Genomic DNA, 17,389 nt, shown 5'->3' with positions numbered 1-17,389 from the left:
CGGTCGTCAGTACTTCGGCCCGACGTGGGCGTCCATGAGAGCGACGGACGCCCGTCGGGCGACGGAGATGTTGAGCGGGTTGCTCCCTCGTGCGAGGGTCGTCCACTCGACCCCGACAGCGGTGAGTGTGTCGCTGAACAGCTTGCGGATGTCGTCCGACCTGTTGGTGAAGAAGTAACGGGGGTACTCGTAGCGCTTCTGTTCGCCGCCGATGAGCTTCGTGGTCCAGTTGGTGATCCGGCATCCATCGGAGTGGATGAGGCCGCGGATGAATTCCCACGGACGGGCATCCACGATGCTCTGCTGCCAGGGTTCGAGAGCGATCTTGCGGTCGTGTTTCTTGCCGGGACCGTGCTGGGGGAAGAGACAGGGCCAGTGCTTGCTGTAGCACGTCACGTTCTGGCAGCCCTGACGCTGCATCCGGAACACCTTGTTTCCGGGACGCACGATCTGCATGGCTTCGGCACAGGCGTCGATGAGGCCGGGCCAGGCATCGGCGCAGGCGATACGGAGAAAGTACACGCCCCTCTTGGCGGAGCTGATGCAGCCGTCGCCGAGATAGAGGCCCAGTAAGTAGGCGTACGCGGCGGGGTTTTCAGGATCGCTCGGCATGTCGCCGCACCTTGGACAGTCCGCAGCGCGGTTCCAGCCGAGGGGTTCTATTCGTGTCTGCCACGAGCGGAGGGCGGCACGCGAAATGCCGGTCTGCTTGCTTACGGAGTTCTGGCTGAAGCCTTGGGCGATGAGTGCCAGAGCGCGCTTGCGCGTATCAAGGTCGTACACAGGGCCGATCCTGTCTGGATCTTGATGACCCGCAGGTGGAATAGGCAAGCATTCACACGTTCATGTGAAGTTCCACTATTCCTCGGTGACCTTGGAATCAAAGGAAAAGTGCCCCGAGTCGGACTCGAACCGACACTGTATGGGTTTTGAATCCATTGCCTGCTGCCAATTGGGCTACCGGGGCTCACAGAATCGAAGGCGTTCTTCGACCCGCTGCGCGACCACCATACCGCAGGTGGGTAGGCTCAAGGGAGCTGTACCTGCCCCGGAACAAGGAGCCCCGTGACCGCCCCCGAGTCGCCCCAGCCCGTCGCCGACGACGACAAGTCGCACGTTCCGCCGCTGACGACCCGCGTCGTCATCGCCGAGGACGAGGCGCTCATCCGTCTCGACCTCAAAGAGATGCTGGAGGAAGAGGGCTACGCGGTCGTCGGTGAGGCCGGTGACGGTCAGAAGGCCGTCGAGCTTGCCCGGGAGCACCGGCCGGACCTGGTCATCCTCGATGTGAAGATGCCGATCCTGGATGGGATCTCCGCCGCGGAGAAGATCGCCGAGGAGTCCATCGCGCCGGTCCTGATGCTCACCGCGTTCTCGCAGCGCGATCTCGTCGAGCGGGCGCGGGACGCCGGGGCGATGGCGTATCTCGTGAAGCCGTTCAGCAAGAGCGACGTGGTGCCTGCCATCGAGATGGCGGTGTCGCGGTTCGCGGAGCTGAAGGCGTTGGAGGGGGAGGTTGCCGACCTTGCCCAGCGGCTGGAGACGCGGAAGCTGGTGGACCGCGCGAAGAGCATTCTGCAGACGGATTACGGTCTGTCGGAGCCGGCCGCGTTCCGCTGGATCCAGAAGACGTCGATGGACCGCCGGCTGTCCATGCAGCAGCTTGCCGAGGCGTTGATCGAGGACGCCGAGGAGAAGAAGAGGGCGGCGAAGGACGGCGACCAGTAGGCGCGCGTATCTGAGTAGGGCCCGCACCCCGGAGCGATCGGGGTGCGGGCCCTACTCGTTCGGTCGGGCGGGGTTCAGTCCTCGCCGAGGTAGGCCTTGCGGACGGACTCGTCGTGGAGGAGGTCCGCGCCGGTGCCGGAGAGGACGATCTTGCCGACCTCCATGACGTGGCCGTGGTCGGCGAGGGAGAGCGCGGCCTGGGCGTTCTGCTCGACGAGCAGGATGGTGGTGCCCTGTGCCTTGAGTTCGACGATGGTCTCCATGATCTTCTGCATCATGATCGGGGAGAGGCCCATGGAGGGTTCGTCGAGCATCAGGAGCTTGGGCCGGCACATCAGGGCGCGGCCCATGGCGAGCATCTGCTGTTCGCCGCCCGAGAGGGTTCCGGCGGCCTGCTTGCGGCGTTCCCCGAGGATGGGGAAGAGGTCGTAGGCGCGCTGGATGTCCTTTTCGATGCCTGCTTTGTCGTTGCGGAGGTAGGCGCCGAGCTGGAGGTTCTCGGTGATCGTCAGCCGGGGGAAGATGTGGCGTCCCTCGGGGGAGTGGGCGAGGCCCAGGGAGACGATCTTGTGGGCCGGGACGTTGTTGAGCGGTTTGCCGTCGAAGAGGATGTTGCCGCCGACGGGCTTGAGGAGCCCGGAGAGGGTGCGCAGGGTGGTGGTCTTGCCCGCACCGTTGGTGCCGATGAGGGTGACGACCTGGCCGGCTTCGACGGTGAAGGAGATGCCCTTGACGGCTTCGATCTTGCCGTAGGCGACGCGGAGGTCCTCGACCTCTAGCAGTGCGGTCATCGGGTGTCCTCCTCCTCGGTGCTGGTGGTGTCGGTGGTGCTGGTGGTGTCGGCTGTCTTGGTGGCGCCTGCTTCGGCGGCTTCGACTTCGGCGACTTCTTCGGCGCCGGGGGCGCCTTCGAAGGGGGTGCCGAGGTAGGCGGCGACGACGCGTTCGTCGCTCTGGACGACGTCGGAGGTGCCTTCGACGAGTTTCTCGCCCTGGACGAGGACGGCGACGCGGTCGCAGAGGTTGAAGATGAACCGCATGTCGTGCTCGATGACGAGGACGGCGATGCCCTGGTCGCGGATGGCGAAGATGAGTTCTTCGGTGACGCGGGTTTCCTGCGGGTTCATGCCGGCGGTGGGCTCGTCGAGGAGGAGGAGCCCGGGGTCGCTGGCCAGTGCGCGGGCGATTTCCAGCTTGCGCTGGTCTCCGTAGGGGAGGTTGCGCGCGAGGTGGTCGGCCTTGTCCTGGAGGCCGATGAACTCCAGGAGTTCCATGGCTCGTTCGCGGCTGGCGTTTTCGGCCTTGGTGAAGCCGGGGAGCCGCAGGAGGGCGGACCAGAGGCCTTCCTTGGTCCGGGTGTGGCGTCCGACGAGGACGTTTTCCAGGACGGTCATGTTGGCGAAGAGCCGGATGTTCTGGAAGGTGCGGGCGATGCCTGCCTGGGTGACGAGGTGGGGTTTGGGCGGCAGGACGGTGCCCTTGTAGCTGACTTTGCCCTCGGTGGGGACGTAGAGGCCGGTGAGGCAGTTGAAGAAGGTGGTCTTGCCGGCGCCGTTGGGGCCGATGAGGCCGACGATCTCGCCCGCGTTGACGGTGAGGTCGACGTTGCGTACGGCGGTGAGGCCGCCGAAGCGCATGGTGACGCCGCTTGCGTCGAGGACGGTGGTGGCGGTCTTCGTGGTGGTGGTCATGGTGGTCACGCCCCCGCCTTGGCGATGCCGGCGTCGGTCTCTTCGGACTGCCGTGGCTCCGGTACGTCGAGCTGGTCGGTCTCGTGGAATTCGAGCTGCTTCCTGCGGTCGGCGACCAGGCCCTCGGGGCGCAGGCGCATCAGGAGGATGAGTGCGACGCCGAAGAGGAAGAGCTGGTAGTCCTGCATGAACTGCAGCTTGGCCGGGATGAGGTAGAGCAGTGCGGCGCCGACGAGGGGTCCGCTGAGGGTTCCCATGCCGCCGAGGATGACGGCGGCGAGGAGGAATGCGGAGTTGGGCGGTACGGAGCCGGCGAACTGGTACTGCTCGGGCGTCACCGTGTAGTTGACGTGTGCCTGGACGGTTCCGGCGAGGCCGGCGAGGGTGGCGCCGAGGGCGAAGGCCAGCAGCTTGAGCCGGAAGGCGTTGATGCCCATGGCGGTGGCTGCGGTCTCGTCCTCGCGGATGGCGACCCAGGCGCGGCCGATGCGGGATTCTCCGGAGCGGCGGAAGACGAGGACGACGACGGCTGTGAAGACGAGCATCAGCAGGTAGTAGTTGGCGGACCTGCCGAGGGTGAAGCCGAGGATGTCGTGCTTGATCCCGAAGTCGAATCCGAAGAAGTTGAGGTCGGGGATGCTCGGGATGCCCTGGGAACCGTTGGTGAGGTCGGGTCCGCTGTTGCCGTTGAGGTTGTTCACGGTGAGGCGGAAGATTTCACCGAAGCCGAGGGTGACGATGGCCAGGTAGTCGCCGCGTAGTCGCAGGGTCGGGGCGCCGATGAGGACGCCGAAGACGAGCGAGGCGCCGGCGCCGGTCAGGACGGCGGCCCAGAAGGGGAATTCGACGCCGATGGCCGACATGGTGGAGCCGGAGACCAGGGCGGCGGCGTAGGCGCCGACGCCGAGGAAGGCGACGTATCCGAGGTCGAGGAGGCCGGCGAGGCCGACGACGACGTTGAGGCCGAGCGCCACGGTGCCGAAGATGAGGATGTTGGCGCCGATGAGCGCGTATTCCTCCTTCTGCTGTGTGAATGGGAAGCAGACGGCGGCGACGAGGGCGGCGGCGAGGGTGATGTTGCGGTGTTTTGTGGTCAGCGCGGTGAGGCGGGAGACGAGTCCGGCTCGGTGGAGTGCGGTGAAGCCGAAGCCGACGGTGATGAGGAAGCCGATGAAGAGTTCGGTGTAGTCGGTGTCGATGCCGTAGGCGAAGACGTAGAGGCCGATGCCGAACGACACGGCGATGATGAGGATCTCGGCCCAGTCGGGGAGTGCTTTGGCGCGGGGGGCCGACGGGGCGCCGAGGCTGTTGCGGAAGCGTTGCCAGGCGCCGGTTGTTGTGGTGTCGGGGATCGGCTGGTCGCCGGGGAGTCCGAGTGCGGCGACGGCGGCGATGAGTGCGCCGATGCCGCTGACCCAGGCGCCGGGTTCGAGGTTGACGACGCCGCCGAGGTCGTAGGCGATGGCGCCGATGGTGTAGCCGGTGGTGCCGAAGGTGCCGAGTGCCAGGAGGCGGACGGGGCTGTTGGTGCCGCCGGGGGTGAGCCAGCGGAGTCCTCGGATGCCGTACCCGGACAGTGCGAGGAGCAGGGTGAGTGCGGCGCTGATGAGGGTGAGGACCTGGAGGCCGCCGGGGTAGCCGGTGACGGTGAGGTCGCCGGGGAATTCGCTGGTCCAGGTCCAGGCGAGGAAGGTGCCGGCGAGTGCGACGGTGGCGCCTGCGAGGGTGCCGATGCGGGCCGCGGCTGCGGGGATCGCGAGGAAGGGGGCGGCCCCGGGTGCGGTGGTGTGGTTGGTGGTCATCGGTATCACGCCCGATCCGCGACGCGTTCGCCGAGCAGGCCCTGGGGGCGGAGCAGCAGGACGATGATGAGGAGGACGAAGGCCCATACGTCCTTCCAGGCGCCGCCGCCGAAGAGTTCCATGCCGGGGACGTTGCTCATGTAGCCGGTGGCGAGGGATTCGGCGATGCCGAGTACGACGCCGCCGAGCATGGCGCCGTAGATGTTGCCGATGCCGCCGAGTACGGCTGCGGTGAAGGCTTTGAGGCCCATGATGAAGCCCATTTTGAAGCCGATCTGGCCGTTCTTGAGCCCGTAGGCGACGGCGGCGACGGCGGCGAACGCGGCACCGATGGCGAAGGCCATGACGATGATGCGGTCGGTGTTGATGCCCATGAGCTTTGCGGTGTCGGGGTCCTGGCTGGTGGCTTGCATGCCGCGGCCGGAGCGGGTCTTGGAGACGAAGAGTCCGAGGGCGAGCATGCAGATGGGTGCCGTGATGAGGACGAAGAGGTCACCGCGCTGGATGTGGGCGCCGAAGATGTCGATCGCTTCGCCCTTGAACTGGGGGAAGGAGCGGTCCTTCTTGGCGTCGGGGTACCACTTCCAGATGGCCTGCTGGAGTGCGAGGGAGAGTCCGATCGCGGTGATCAGCGGGGCCAGTCGGGGGGCGTTGCGCAGGGGCCGGTAGGCGAAGCGTTCGGCGGCTGTGCTGACGGCGACGGAGCATATGACGCCGCCGATGATCATGAGTGGGATGATTGCGAGGAGGGAGACGCCGGCCGGCATCCAGAGGTACACGGTGAGAGCTCCGAAGCCTCCGATCATGAAGATCTCGCCGTGGGCGAAGTTGATGAGCTGGATGATTCCGTAGACCATCGTGTAGCCGATCGCGATGAGACCGTACATCGCGCCGAGGATGAGTCCATTGGCCAGCTGTTGCGGCAGTTCGTTCACCGCAGGGCCTCCGTGGAGTGGTTCGGATATGGCACCGCGCGGGAGCGCTGGTAGCGCTCCCGCGCGGTCTGGGGTCAGTCAGTGCGTGTCCGGGAGGGCACGGCTGGGGGTCAGGGCTTGTAGGCCTCGCTGAGCTTGGAGGTCCACTTGCCGCCGTCGACCTGGTAGGCGGTCATCATGGTGTTGGTGGTGTCGCCGTACTCGTCGAAGGAGACGGGGCCGGTCACGCCGTCGAACTTGACCTTGCTCATGGCGTCGAGGACCTTGACGCGGGCGTCGTCGGGGAGCTTGCCGTTGTTCTCGGAGACGGCGAGCTTGACGGCCTCGATGATTGCCCAGGTGGCGTCGTAGGTGCCGCCGCCGTAGGCCTCGTAGGCGTCCTTGTATCCGGCCGTCTTGTAGTCCGCGATGAACTTCTTGGCGGAGTCGAGTTCCTCGACGGGCTTGCCGACGGAGGTGGCGATGTCGCCCTGGGCCTTCTTGTTGAGCTTGATGAAGTCGGCGCTGTACATGCCGTCGCCGCCCATGAGGGGGATCTGGACGCTGTCCTTGAGCTGCTGGCTCAGGGGTGCGCCGGCGGGGTACTCGCCGCCGTAGTAGACGGCCTTGGCGCCGGACTTCTTGACCTTGGTGACGACGGCGTTGAAGTCGCGGTCGTCGGGGTTGACGTGGTCGGTGCCGACGATCTTGCCGCCGAGGGTGGTGAAGGTCGCCTTGAAGGAGGCGGCGAGACCGGCGCCGTACGGCTTCTGGTCGTCGATGAGGTAGACCTGCTTGATCTTCGCGTCGTTGAAGAGGTACTTCGCTGCGAAGGCGCCCTGGATCTGGTCCGTGGTGGCGGTGCGGAAGTAGGTCTTGAAGGGGCGCTTCTTGTCGCCGGTCTTCCAGTTCTCGCCCTGGGTGAGCTCGGTGCCCGTGTTGGCGGGGGAGACCTGGGTGAGGGAGGCGTCGTTGAGCGGCTTCTGCATCGACTGGGAGACGCCGGAGTTCAGCGGGCCGACGACGCCGACGACGGTGTCGTCGTCGATGAACTTCTGGGCGTTCTGCTGGCCGACGGAGGGCTGTGCCTGGTCGTCGAGCGGCTTGACCTCGAACTTGATGCCGGGGACGGTCTTTTCCTTGTTCGCCGTCTTGGCGGCGAGGTCCGCGGAGTTCTTGATGCCGAGGCCGAGGGCGGACAGGTCGCCGGTGATGGGCGCGTCGACGCCGATGACGACGGTCTGGGTGTCGCCGCTGCTGCTCTTGTTGCTGTCGTCGCGCGACCCGCAGGCGGTGAGTGTCAGTGCTCCTGTGGTGAGCACTGTGGTGAGGATGAGCAAAGAACGGTGTCGCACGAAAGGTCCTTTCCCTGGCGCGGCCTCCTCTGCTTGAGGTGCCGTGTCGTTCGCCGGGCCGTACTGGTTGGTACAGGGCCGTGCTGCAGACGCGCCCGGCGGCGCGGTGACTGGCGGTGACTCTAGGCGCAGGTGTGGGGGTCCGGGATGGGTCCGCCGCAGGATGTGACTGTCTTGTTATGCCCTTGAGCAAGGCTTGAGGTGGCTGTGCGGACATGTACGGCTTTTTACCGGTCGGTGAAGTGACCGCATCGTGAGAACGCGCAGCTCTGCTAAGGGGCTTGAGCCGATCTTGCTGCTGTCGCGCGGTGAGGGGCGAGGAGGGTCTCGCGAGGGCGCGACAAGCCGCCCGGTGCCTGCGGGGCCGGGTCGGAGTGCTGCGCGGAGATGTTTGCGCATTGCGCACTTGTTACGCAGTGTTACATCTGGGGTGATGTGGTCGACGCGGTGTTGTGTGCGCGGGGTGTGTGTCGGGTGTGGCCGGGGTGCTGAGTTGGCCATACAAGCAGCCGTGTGGTCAAGGGTGTTGGCCGGTTCGATTGCTCAATGATGCCTTGTGGATGGGTGGTTGTGGGCGGGAATGGCAATGCCCGGCCGGAATGCGGTCCGGCCGGGCAGTGGTGTCGGGGGTGTCGTGCGGTGTGTTTCGGCCCGTCAGGCGGCGCTGTTCTGCGGTGCGTCGCGGAGCATGCAGGTGAGGCGGGCGGTGCAGACCCGCTTGTCGTGTTCGTCGGTGATGACGATCTCGTACGTGGCGGTGGAGCGGCCGCGGTGTACGGGGGTGGCGACGCCTGTGACGAGTCCGTTCCGTACCCCTCGGTGATGGGTGCAGTTCAGGTCGACACCGACGGCGAGCTTGTTGGCGCCGCCGTGGAGCATGGAGCCGACCGAGCCGAGTGTCTCGGCGAGGACGGCGGAGGCGCCGCCGTGGAGCAGTCCGTACGGCTGGGTGTTGCCCTCGACGGGCATGGTGCCGACGACGCGGTCCGCGGAGGCTTCGACGATCGTGACGCCCATCCGCTCGCCGAGGTGGCCGGCGGAGAAGAGTGCGGGCAGATCGACGCCGAGTGCGGCGTACTCGTCGATGATCTCCTGGGGGAACTTGGGTGCGGTGTGCTCGCCCATGGGGTCCGGCTCCGATCGTCTGCGTGGTTCATAGCTTTATTGCTGTGTGCATCGTTCTTATCAGACGACTGAGCGAACGCTTAGTGGGTTGTGGGTACGGATTACCTCTGGGCGGTCTGCCCCTGCACGTTCTCGAAGCGCACGACGACGGACTTGCTGGCGGGGGTGTTGCTGGTGTCGGCCGTGGAGCCGAGGGGGACCAGCACATTGGTCTCCGGGTAGTAGGCGGCGGCGCAGCCCCGGGCGGTCGGGTAGTGCACGATGCGGAAGCCGGGGGCGCGGCGCTCCACGCCGTCCTTCCATTCGCTGACGAGGTCGGCGTACGCGCCGTCGGCCAGGCCGAGGGTGCGGGCGTCGTCGGGGTTGACCAGGACGACGCGGCGGCCGCCCTTGATGCCGCGGTAGCGGTCGTCGAGGCCGTAGATCGTGGTGTTGTACTGGTCGTGCGAGCGCAGGGTCTGCAGCAGCAGCCTGCCTTCGGGGAGTTCGGGGTACTCGACGGGTGCGGCGGTGAAGTTGGCCCTGCCGGTCGCGGTGGGGAAGCGGCGCTCGTCGCGCGGGGCGTGCGGGAGGGTGAAGCCGCCGGGGTGTGCGACGCGGGCGTTGAAGTTCTCGAAGCCGGGGACGACGCGGGAGATGCGGTCGCGGATCGTCGCGTAGTCCTTCTCGAACTCCTCCCAGGGGGTGGCCGATCCGGGGCCGAGGGCGGCGCGGGCGAGGCGGGCGACGATGGCGGGCTCGGAGAGCAGATGCGGGCTCGCCGGGGTGAGGTTGCCGCGCGAGGCGTGGACCATGCTCATGGAGTCCTCGACCGTGACGAACTGCTTGCCGCTCGCCTGGACGTCCTTGTCGGTCCGGCCCAGCGTCGGCAGGATCAGCGCGCGGGTGCCGGTCACGGCGTGCGAGCGGTTGAGCTTGGTGGAGACATGGACGGTGAGGCGGGCGCGGCGCATCGCGGCCTCGGTGACCTCTGTGTCGGGAGTGGCCGCGACGAAGTTGCCGCCCATGGCGAAGAAGACCTTGGCGTCGCCGTCGCGCAGGGCCTGGATGGAGCGGACGACGTCGTAGCCGTGGTGGCGCGGTGAGGTGATCGAGAATTCCTTGTCGAGTGCGTCGAGGAATTCGGGTGCGGGCCGTTCGAAGATGCCCATGGTGCGGTCGCCCTGGACGTTGGAGTGGCCGCGGACGGGACAGACTCCGGCGCCGGGGCGGCCGATGTTGCCGCGCAGCAGAAGGAGGTTGACGACTTCGCGGATGGTCGGCACGGAGTGTTTGTGCTGGGTGAGGCCCATTGCCCAGCACACGATGGTGCGCTTCGAGGCGAGGACCATCGCGAGGGCCTCTTCGATGTCGCTGCGGTCGAGGCCGGTGGCGGCGAGGGTCTGTTCCCAGTCGGCTTCGCGGGCCGCGGCCACGAAGTCCTCGTAACCGTGGGTGTGGTCCCGTACGAAGGCTTCGTCGACGGCGCCCTCGGTCTCCAGGATCATTTTGTTGAGGAGCCGGAAGAGGGCCTGGTCGCCGCCGATACGGATCTGCAGGAAGAGATCGTTGAGCGCGGCGCCCTTGATCATGCCGAGCGGGGTCTGCGGGTTCTTGAACCGCTCCAGGCCGGCCTCGGGCAGCGGATTCACCGAAATGATCTTCGCGCCCGCGGACTTGGCCTTCTCCAGGGCGGAGAGCATCCGGGGATGGTTCGTGCCGGGATTCTGCCCGGCGACGATGATCAGGTCCGCCTGGTGGAGGTCCTCCAGCGAGACGCTGCCCTTGCCGATGCCGATGGTCTCCGTCAGCGCAGAGCCGGAGGACTCGTGGCACATGTTGGAGCAGTCGGGGAGGTTGTTCGTGCCGAACTCGCGGGCGAACAGCTGGAGCAGGAACGCCGCCTCGTTGCTGGTGCGCCCCGAGGTGTAGAAGAGGGCCTCGTCGGGGGAGGCGAGCGCGCCCAGCTCCTCGGCGATGATTCCGAAGGCCCGCTCCCAGGTCACCGCCTCGTACCGCTCGGCGCCCTCGGGGAGGTACATCGGCTGGGTGATCCGCCCCTGCTGGCCCAGCCAGTACCCGCTGCGCGAGGCGAGATCGGCGACCGGGTGCGCGGCGAAGAAGTCGGGGGTGACACGGCGCAGCGTCGCCTCCTCGGCGACGGCCTTGGCGCCGTTCTCGCAGAACTCCGCCGTGTGCCGCTTGTCGCCCTCGGGCCAGGCGCAGCCGGGGCAGTCGAAGCCGTTCTTCTGGTTGACCTTGAGGAGGGTCTGCGCGGTGCGCCGCACGCCCATCTGCTGCTGGGCGATGAGCAGGCTGTGCGCGACGGCCGGCAGTCCGGCGGCGGCGTGCTGCGCCGGCTCGACCTGCGGCGCATCCTGGACCGGGTCACCTGTGGGCGGCTTCGTGGCCATTTCTTGCTCCCCTTTGAGCAACTGCATCACTGCGCGGTGCGCGGTGATGCAGTACGTGTTCCTGCCTCGATCCTGTCACGAGGCACCGACAGAGAGTCCGGCGAGCCATGTCCGGTCGGGATTGTCAGTGGTCCGTGGCAGGATCGGGGGCGTGGCTGAGACGGCATCGAAGAAGACGGCAGACAACCGACCGCGCCTGCTCCTGATGGACGGGCACTCCCTGGCGTACCGGGCGTTCTTTGCGCTGCCTGCGGAGAATTTCACGACAGGGTCGGGGCAGCCGACGAACGCGGTGTACGGCTTCGCGTCGATGTTGGCGAACACGCTGCGTGACGAGGCGCCGACGCATTTCGCGGTGGCGTTCGACGTCTCCCGCAAGACCTGGCGCTCGGAGGAGTTCCCCGAGTACAAGGCGAACCGCTCGAAGACCCCGGACGAGTTCAGGGGTCAGGTCGAGCTGATCGGCGAGCTGCTCGACGCGATGCACGCCGACCGTTTCGCGGTCGACGGCTTCGAGGCGGACGACGTCATCGCCACGCTGGCCACCCAGGCCGAGGCGGCCGGCTTCGAGGTGCTGATCGTCACCGGTGACCGGGATTCGTTCCAGCTGATCACGGACAACGTCACCGTGCTGTACCCGACGAAGGGTGTCTCGGAGCTGACGCGCTTCACCCCGGCCAAGGTCGAGGAGAAGTACGGGCTCACGCCGCAGCAGTACCCGGACTTCGCGGCGCTGCGCGGTGACCCGTCGGACAACCTTCCGGGCATCCCCGGTGTGGGTGAGAAGACCGCCGCGAAGTGGATCAACCAGTTCGGTTCGTTCGACGAGCTGGTGGAGCGCGCCGAGGAGGTCAAGGGCAAGGCCGGGCAGAATTTCCGGGACCACCTGGACGCGGTGCGGCTCAATCGCAGGCTGACCGAGATGGTCCGCGACGTGGAGCTGCCGAAGACCGCGCAGGACCTGGAGCGCGCACCGTACGACCGCACTGCGGTGACGGGCGTGCTGGACGTCCTGGAGATCCGTAACCCGAGCCTGCGCGAGCGGCTGCTGGCCGTCGACCCGGGCGCGGCCGAGGACGAGACCCCGGCGCCCGCCGCGGGCATCGAGCTGGACGGCGCGGTGCTGGGCGCGGGCGAGCTGGCGCCCTGGCTCGCCGAGCACGGCGGGCAGCCGCTCGGCGTCGCCACCGTCGACACCTGGGCGGTGGGCAGCGGCACGGTCACCGAGATCGCGCTCGCCGCGGCCGACGGGGCGGCGGCCTGGTTCGATCCCGCGGAGCTCGACGAGGGCGACGAGCAGGCGTTCGCCGCCTGGATCGCCGACGCGCGGCGGCCGAAGGTCATGCACAACGCGAAGAGCGTCATGCGGGTCTTTCCCGAGCACGGCTGGCAGGTCGACGGCGTCACGATGGACACCGCGCTGGCCGCCTATCTGGTCAAGCCCGGCCGCCGCTCCTTCGCGCTGGACGCGCTGACGGTGGAGTATCTGGGCCGGGAGCTGGCCCCCGCGGCGGCGTCCGACGGCCAGCTGGCCTTCGGCGCGGACGACCGGGCCGAGGCCGACGCCCTGATGGCGCAGGCCCGCGCGGTCCTGGATCTGGGCGATGCGTTCACCGCCCGGCTGGCAGAGGTCGGCGCGACCGATCTGCTGCACGGCATGGAGCTGCCGACGTCCGCTCTGCTCGCCCGTCTGGAGCGGCACGGCATCGCCGCCGACCGGGCCCATCTGGAAGGCATGGAGCAGCAGTTCGCCGGTGCGGTGCAGCAGGCGGTGAAGGAGGCGCACGCGGCGGTCGGCCGCGAGTTCAATCTCGGTTCGCCCAAGCAGCTCCAGGAAGTCCTCTTCGGCGAGCTGGGCCTGCCCAAGACGAAGAAGACGAAGACCGGGTACACGACGGACGCCGACGCCCTGGCCTGGCTCGCCGCGCAGACCGAGCACGAGCTGCCGGTCATCATGCTGCGCCACCGCGAGCAGGCGAAGCTGCGGGTCACCGTCGAGGGCCTGATCAAGACGATCGCGGCGGACGGCCGTATCCACACCACGTTCAACCAGACGGTGGCGGCGACCGGCCGGCTCTCCTCCACCGATCCGAACCTGCAGAACATCCCCGTCCGTACGGACGAGGGCCGGGCCATCCGCCGGGGTTTCGTCGTCGGCGAGGGCTTTGAAACGCTGATGACGGCCGACTACAGCCAGATCGAACTGCGAGTGATGGCCCACCTCTCCGAGGACGCGGGCCTGATCGAGGCGTTCACTTCCGGCGAGGACCTGCACACGACGGTCGCCTCGCAGGTCTTCGGCGTCGGCAAGTCGGCCGTCGACCCGGAGATGCGCCGCAAGATCAAGGCCATGAGTTACGGACTCGCGTACGGGCTCTCCGCGTTCGGCCTCTCCCAGCAGCTGAACATCGAGGCGGGCGAGGCGCGCGGTCTGATGGACACCTACTTCGAGCGGTTCGGCAGAGTGCGTGACTATCTGCACCGTGTGGTGGAGGAGGCCAGGGCCACCGGCTACACGGAGACGGTCTTCGGCCGCCGCCGCTATCTCCCCGACCTCAACAGCGACAACCGCCAGCGCCGCGAGATGGCCGAGCGCATGGCGCTCAACGCACCGATTCAGGGCACGGCTGCGGACATCGTCAAGGTCGCCATGCTCCAGGTCGACCGGGTGTTGACCGAGGCGAAGCTGAAGTCCCGGATGCTGCTCCAGGTCCACGACGAAATCGTCCTGGAGATCGCCGGGGGCGAGCGGGCGCAGGTGGAGGAGATCCTCCGCCACGAGATGTCCACGGCCGTGCAGTTGCGCGCTCCGCTGGATGTATCGGTGGGTGTCGGTACGGACTGGGAGTCCGCAGCGCACTGACGCGGCGGCGCCGGACGGGCCCGGGCGAGGAACCCTGACGACCGGGCGCGCGCCGCTGTCGCGGGGCTCATGCGCCGCTGAGGCACTCCGGTCCAAGCGTCAGTACGCCGTGACCTGGTCGGGTTCCGGGGCTGGTGCGGTCGTACGGTGCTCGCCGCCACCGGCACCGAGGCGCTGCTGCGCCACGGCCTCAGCCGCGACACCTTCCGCACCGCGCTCTTCGGCGACGGTGCGATCGCCGCCGTCACCCTCGACCGGCTCGGTGTGCTGCCGCGCTCGGTGACGTACGTCGCGAAGATCGTCCGGCCCGGCCTCGCGTACCCGGCCGGGCCGGCCGAGCCCCTGCCGTCGGGTGCCGCGTCCGCATGCCTGCGGGACTGGCCGGAGGCCGCCGCCCAGGTCGCCGGCACACGGGATGACGAGGCGCGCGCCGCACGCCGGCCGGACACGGTCGCCGAGCTCATCGGCCTGCGCCGCGGCAGCCGGGCCGCGACGGCGGGGCCCGGTCCGGCCTGATCCGAACGAGAGGCGCCGGCCGAGAGGCACTGGCTAGGCCCGTCCGGCGACCGAGGGCACGGAAGCGCGCGACCGCCGCAGCCGCATCCACGCCCCGTACAGCACCAGGCCCACCGCCAGTCCCGCCCCGGCGCCGAAGCAGGCGGTCGGGATGATGTCCAGCGGGGTGTCGATGTGCCCGAAGTACGCATACCAGCGTGCGCACCGGTGCACGACGCCGAGCAGGACGCAGACGCTCAGCAGCACCCCCGCCGACCACCGCCCCCGACGGCCCAGCACCGGCACGGACGGCGGGACCGGGCGCGCCCCGGTGCGCCGCAGCCCCGAAGCCGTGAACCAGGCGAGCACGGCCAGTGCCACCGCCGAACTGCCGTACTGCACCAACTGGAACACGGGAAACCCGCCGACGCTCCCGTCGAGCACCGGCACCAACCGCACACCCCATCGGTCGTGATGGGTGAAGGCGTCCCAGACGACATGAGTGGCGGACCCGATGACCGCCGACAGTACGAACCACCCACCGTCCCGGACACCCCACGCCCCTCGGTCGGATCCGCACCGCTGCCCTCGCACGAACGCATGCACCCGCCCCTGCCAGGCCCTCGGCAGCAGCGCCACCGACGGTTCGCGCAGCAGCAGCCACAGCGCCACAACGGCCGCGGTGATCAGCACATCGACCGTGAACACGCCCCACACCGAGTGGGTGACCTGCCCGAATTCCATGGCGCCCGGGATCGCGGTGTCCGCGTAGTACGTCATGTCGGGGGCGAACGAACCCGCGACGAGGGCAGAGGCGAGGAGCGGCCCGCGCGCCGTTCCGTTCCGCCGTATCCCCGGCAGCACGGCCGCGGCATGACTGAGTGTGAACGGCATGGCGGCAAGTATGCGTGAGCCGCCGCCGTCGCCTGCCCGACGACTGCCGTACAACTTGCTGTCCGGAACGTGAAAAACAGGTAAGAACCGGTCAGTGCACGGTGTTCCGGCGGCACAAGTTGCCGTAGTGTCGCCTGAGTCCTGGCGCTGGGGAGCGCGGACAGCCGTCGAAGGGGAGGGGCCAGAGGTATGGCAGCGCAATTCGGTCGCCGACTTCGCAAGGGGGCGACCACGACCGCTGTGGCCGCAGTCGCCGTGGCGGCACTCTCCGCCTCAGGGGCCCCTGGCGCAACGCTGGCCACCGGGAGTGACGATCAGCAGTCCGCCGGAACGACACCTTCGCCCGACGACTCCGCGGCCACCGGCAACTCGCCGTACTACACGGACCTGCCGCCACTGAACACGCCCAACAAGCCGGGGACGTCAACGAATCTGCCCGTCACCGGCAGTGCGGAATCCGGCATACCGGCCTCGATCCTGGCCGCGTACAAGAAGGCCGAACAGACCGTCGCCGACAGCGACGCCGCCTGTCGGCTGCCGTGGCAGCTGCTCGCCGCGATCGGCAAGGTCGAGTCCGGCCAGGCCCGCGGCGGCAGGGTCGACGCGAACGGCACCACGTTCTCCCCGATCCTCGGCCCGGTCCTCGACGGCCGGGGCTTCGCCATGATCAAGGACACCGACAACGGGGCGTACGACGGGGACTCGACGCACGACCGTGCCGTCGGCCCGATGCAGTTCATCCCGTCCACCTGGGCAACCTGGGGCCAGGACGGCAACGGAGACGGCCGCAAGGACCCCAACAACATCTACGACGCGGCGCTCGCCGCCGGACGCTATCTCTGCGCCGGCTCCCGCGATCTGTCCATGGCCACGGATCTCGACCGGGCGGTCCTGAGCTACAACCACTCGGACGCCTACCTCCGTACGGTCCGCTCCTGGTTCGACTACTACAAGCGCGGCACCCACGAGATCCCCGACGGCACCGGCGCGGTCCCGCCCGGCCTCGGCGGCGGTACGGACCCGAGCCCGAACCCCGGTACCCCCGGCGCCTCCCCGACCCCGCCTCCGAGCCCGAAGCCGCCGAGGCCGGGCGGCGGCACTCCGACCAGTCCGAAGCCCACCCCACCCACGCCCCCGCCGTCCCAGACCGTCGCACGCGTGGAGAACGCCGGCACCGGCACGCTCACCGCGACCGCGGGCGACGCGTTTGCCGAGCGGATCAAGGTGCGGGCCGAGAACAAGCTCGGCGATTCGCTCGCCAAGGCGTCCGTGACCTTCACCATCGCCGGTGACACGGACGCCACCTTCGCCGGCGGGAAGAACGCGGTCACCCTCCTCACCGGAGCCGACGGCACAGTCACCGCCCCGGTGCTGCAGGCGGGCGAGAAGACGGGGCAGTTCACGGTGCGGGCCGTCCCCACCGGCCGCTCACTGCCCGCCGTCACCTACACCGCGACCGTCACCGCCCGGCAGGCCGATGCCATCGCCAGGACCGACGAGAAGGCACTGACCGCCGCACCCGGCGCCGAGTTCGCCGACACCGTCGAGGTCAAGGCCACCTACAAGGACGCGGTCGCCGCCGGTGTCGCCGTCACCGCAACCATGATCACCGATGCCGCGGAGCCGGTGGAGAACGACAAGGGCCCGTACTTCAAGGATGCGGACGGCAAGACGGTCCGTACCCTCACGGACCTCGAGACCGACGCCGACGGCATCCTCAAGCTCCCGAAGATCTACGCCGACGGCACCGCGGGAACGTACAAGCTGCGCCTCACCACCGAGGGCGGCGCCACGGTCGTCATCGAGCTCGAGGTCGAGGCCCCGCAGGCCCCCGCAGCCTGACCCGCCCGGCCGCACGTCACTCACGACAGCCCCTCCGCCACCACCCGGCAGAGGGGCTGTTCCACGTGTTCTCATCTCGCGCCCGCATTGCTACGGTGCCCCAACCCTGACGATCCATCAGATCCGTGCTCCCCGGGAGGACCGGCATGCGTGCCCTCGTCGCCGCCGCCATCGGGCTGGCCGCAGCCCTCGCGCTCGTCTTCACCATCACCACGATCGGCGCCCCGCCCGGAGAGACCTCGCCCAAACCCCTGCTGACCACCGTCCCGGGCCCCAAGAACTAGCCAC

The 17,389-nt window shown here is 68.4% G+C and carries 14 protein-coding genes and 1 tRNA gene; 5 read left to right on the top strand and 10 right to left on the bottom strand.

Annotated elements, in window-relative coordinates:
• Positions 1–6 precede the first annotated feature (6 nt).
• The gene (locus ACFVYE_RS01240) at positions 7–783 is read right to left on the bottom strand and encodes a transcriptional regulator (protein WP_383962190.1); all 777 of its coding nucleotides are present in this window, start codon (positions 781–783) and stop codon (positions 7–9) included.
• A gap of 109 nt (positions 784–892) precedes the next feature.
• Positions 893–967 (bottom strand) — tRNA-Leu (locus ACFVYE_RS01235).
• A 98-nt stretch (positions 968–1,065) separates the two neighbouring features.
• On the opposite strand from ACFVYE_RS01235, the gene ACFVYE_RS01230 reads away from it, so the two are divergent.
• Positions 1,066–1,728, top strand: a complete 663-nt coding sequence (locus tag ACFVYE_RS01230) for an ANTAR domain-containing response regulator (RefSeq protein WP_093896073.1) — start codon at positions 1,066–1,068, stop codon at positions 1,726–1,728.
• A 74-nt stretch (positions 1,729–1,802) separates the two neighbouring features.
• Here the strand turns inward: ACFVYE_RS01230 and ACFVYE_RS01225 are convergent, their stop codons facing one another.
• The 7 genes from ACFVYE_RS01225 to ACFVYE_RS01195 form a co-directional block, all read right to left on the bottom strand.
• Positions 1,803–2,519, bottom strand: a complete 717-nt coding sequence (locus ACFVYE_RS01225) for an ABC transporter ATP-binding protein (RefSeq protein ID WP_383979171.1) — start codon at positions 2,517–2,519, stop codon at positions 1,803–1,805.
• Complete coding sequence (locus ACFVYE_RS01220; protein WP_383979177.1) at positions 2,516–3,418, bottom strand: ABC transporter ATP-binding protein; 903 nt, start codon at positions 3,416–3,418, stop codon at positions 2,516–2,518. Before ACFVYE_RS01220 ends, ACFVYE_RS01225 begins: the two co-directional genes overlap by 4 nt.
• A gap of 5 nt (positions 3,419–3,423) precedes the next feature.
• Positions 3,424–5,220, bottom strand: coding sequence for a branched-chain amino acid ABC transporter permease (locus ACFVYE_RS01215; RefSeq protein ID WP_389603508.1), 1,797 nt, complete (start codon positions 5,218–5,220; stop codon positions 3,424–3,426).
• A gap of 5 nt (positions 5,221–5,225) precedes the next feature.
• Positions 5,226–6,155: a branched-chain amino acid ABC transporter permease gene (locus tag ACFVYE_RS01210; protein ID WP_383979180.1), complete on the bottom strand. Its 930-nt coding sequence runs from the start codon at positions 6,153–6,155 to the stop codon at positions 5,226–5,228.
• A gap of 110 nt (positions 6,156–6,265) precedes the next feature.
• Positions 6,266–7,474: a branched-chain amino acid ABC transporter substrate-binding protein gene (locus ACFVYE_RS01205; protein WP_389603713.1), complete on the bottom strand. Its 1,209-nt coding sequence runs from the start codon at positions 7,472–7,474 to the stop codon at positions 6,266–6,268.
• A 669-nt stretch (positions 7,475–8,143) separates the two neighbouring features.
• Positions 8,144–8,614 (bottom strand): PaaI family thioesterase, encoded by a 471-nt coding sequence (locus tag ACFVYE_RS01200; protein ID WP_383976759.1) that lies wholly within the window; start codon positions 8,612–8,614, stop codon positions 8,144–8,146.
• 101 nt (positions 8,615–8,715) lie between these two features.
• Positions 8,716–11,007: an FdhF/YdeP family oxidoreductase gene (locus ACFVYE_RS01195; protein ID WP_389603505.1), complete on the bottom strand. Its 2,292-nt coding sequence runs from the start codon at positions 11,005–11,007 to the stop codon at positions 8,716–8,718.
• Between the two features lie 151 nt (positions 11,008–11,158).
• Between ACFVYE_RS01195 and polA the strand changes: the two genes are divergently transcribed.
• Both polA and ACFVYE_RS01185 read left to right on the top strand, forming a co-directional pair.
• On the top strand, positions 11,159–13,870 hold the full coding sequence (gene polA / locus ACFVYE_RS01190; RefSeq protein ID WP_389603503.1) for a DNA polymerase I: 2,712 nt from the start codon (positions 11,159–11,161) through the stop codon (positions 13,868–13,870).
• A 147-nt stretch (positions 13,871–14,017) separates the two neighbouring features.
• On the top strand, positions 14,018–14,386 hold the full coding sequence (locus ACFVYE_RS01185) for a hypothetical protein (RefSeq protein ID WP_383976764.1): 369 nt from the start codon (positions 14,018–14,020) through the stop codon (positions 14,384–14,386).
• A 33-nt stretch (positions 14,387–14,419) separates the two neighbouring features.
• On the opposite strand, the gene ACFVYE_RS01180 is transcribed toward ACFVYE_RS01185, so the two are convergent.
• A complete protein-coding gene (locus ACFVYE_RS01180; protein WP_383976766.1) occupies positions 14,420–15,259 on the bottom strand; it encodes a DUF4184 family protein in 840 nt (279 codons plus the stop codon).
• A 189-nt stretch (positions 15,260–15,448) separates the two neighbouring features.
• Here ACFVYE_RS01180 and ACFVYE_RS01175 point away from each other — a divergent pair, with 189 nt between their 5' ends.
• Together ACFVYE_RS01175 and ACFVYE_RS01170 are read left to right on the top strand one after the other, a co-directional pair.
• Positions 15,449–17,101 (top strand): lytic transglycosylase domain-containing protein, encoded by a 1,653-nt coding sequence (locus ACFVYE_RS01175; RefSeq protein WP_389603500.1) that lies wholly within the window; start codon positions 15,449–15,451, stop codon positions 17,099–17,101.
• Between the two features lie 146 nt (positions 17,102–17,247).
• Complete coding sequence (locus ACFVYE_RS01170) at positions 17,248–17,385, top strand: SPW_0924 family protein (RefSeq protein ID WP_107451335.1); 138 nt, start codon at positions 17,248–17,250, stop codon at positions 17,383–17,385.
• Positions 17,386–17,389: the final 4 nt, after the last annotated feature.

The organism is Streptomyces sp. NPDC058239 (assembly GCF_042882185.1).
GTDB lineage: Bacteria > Actinomycetota > Actinomycetes > Streptomycetales > Streptomycetaceae > Streptomyces.
The sequence above is the reverse complement of the archived record's forward strand: the minus strand, read 5'-3'. Positions and strand labels throughout refer to the sequence as shown.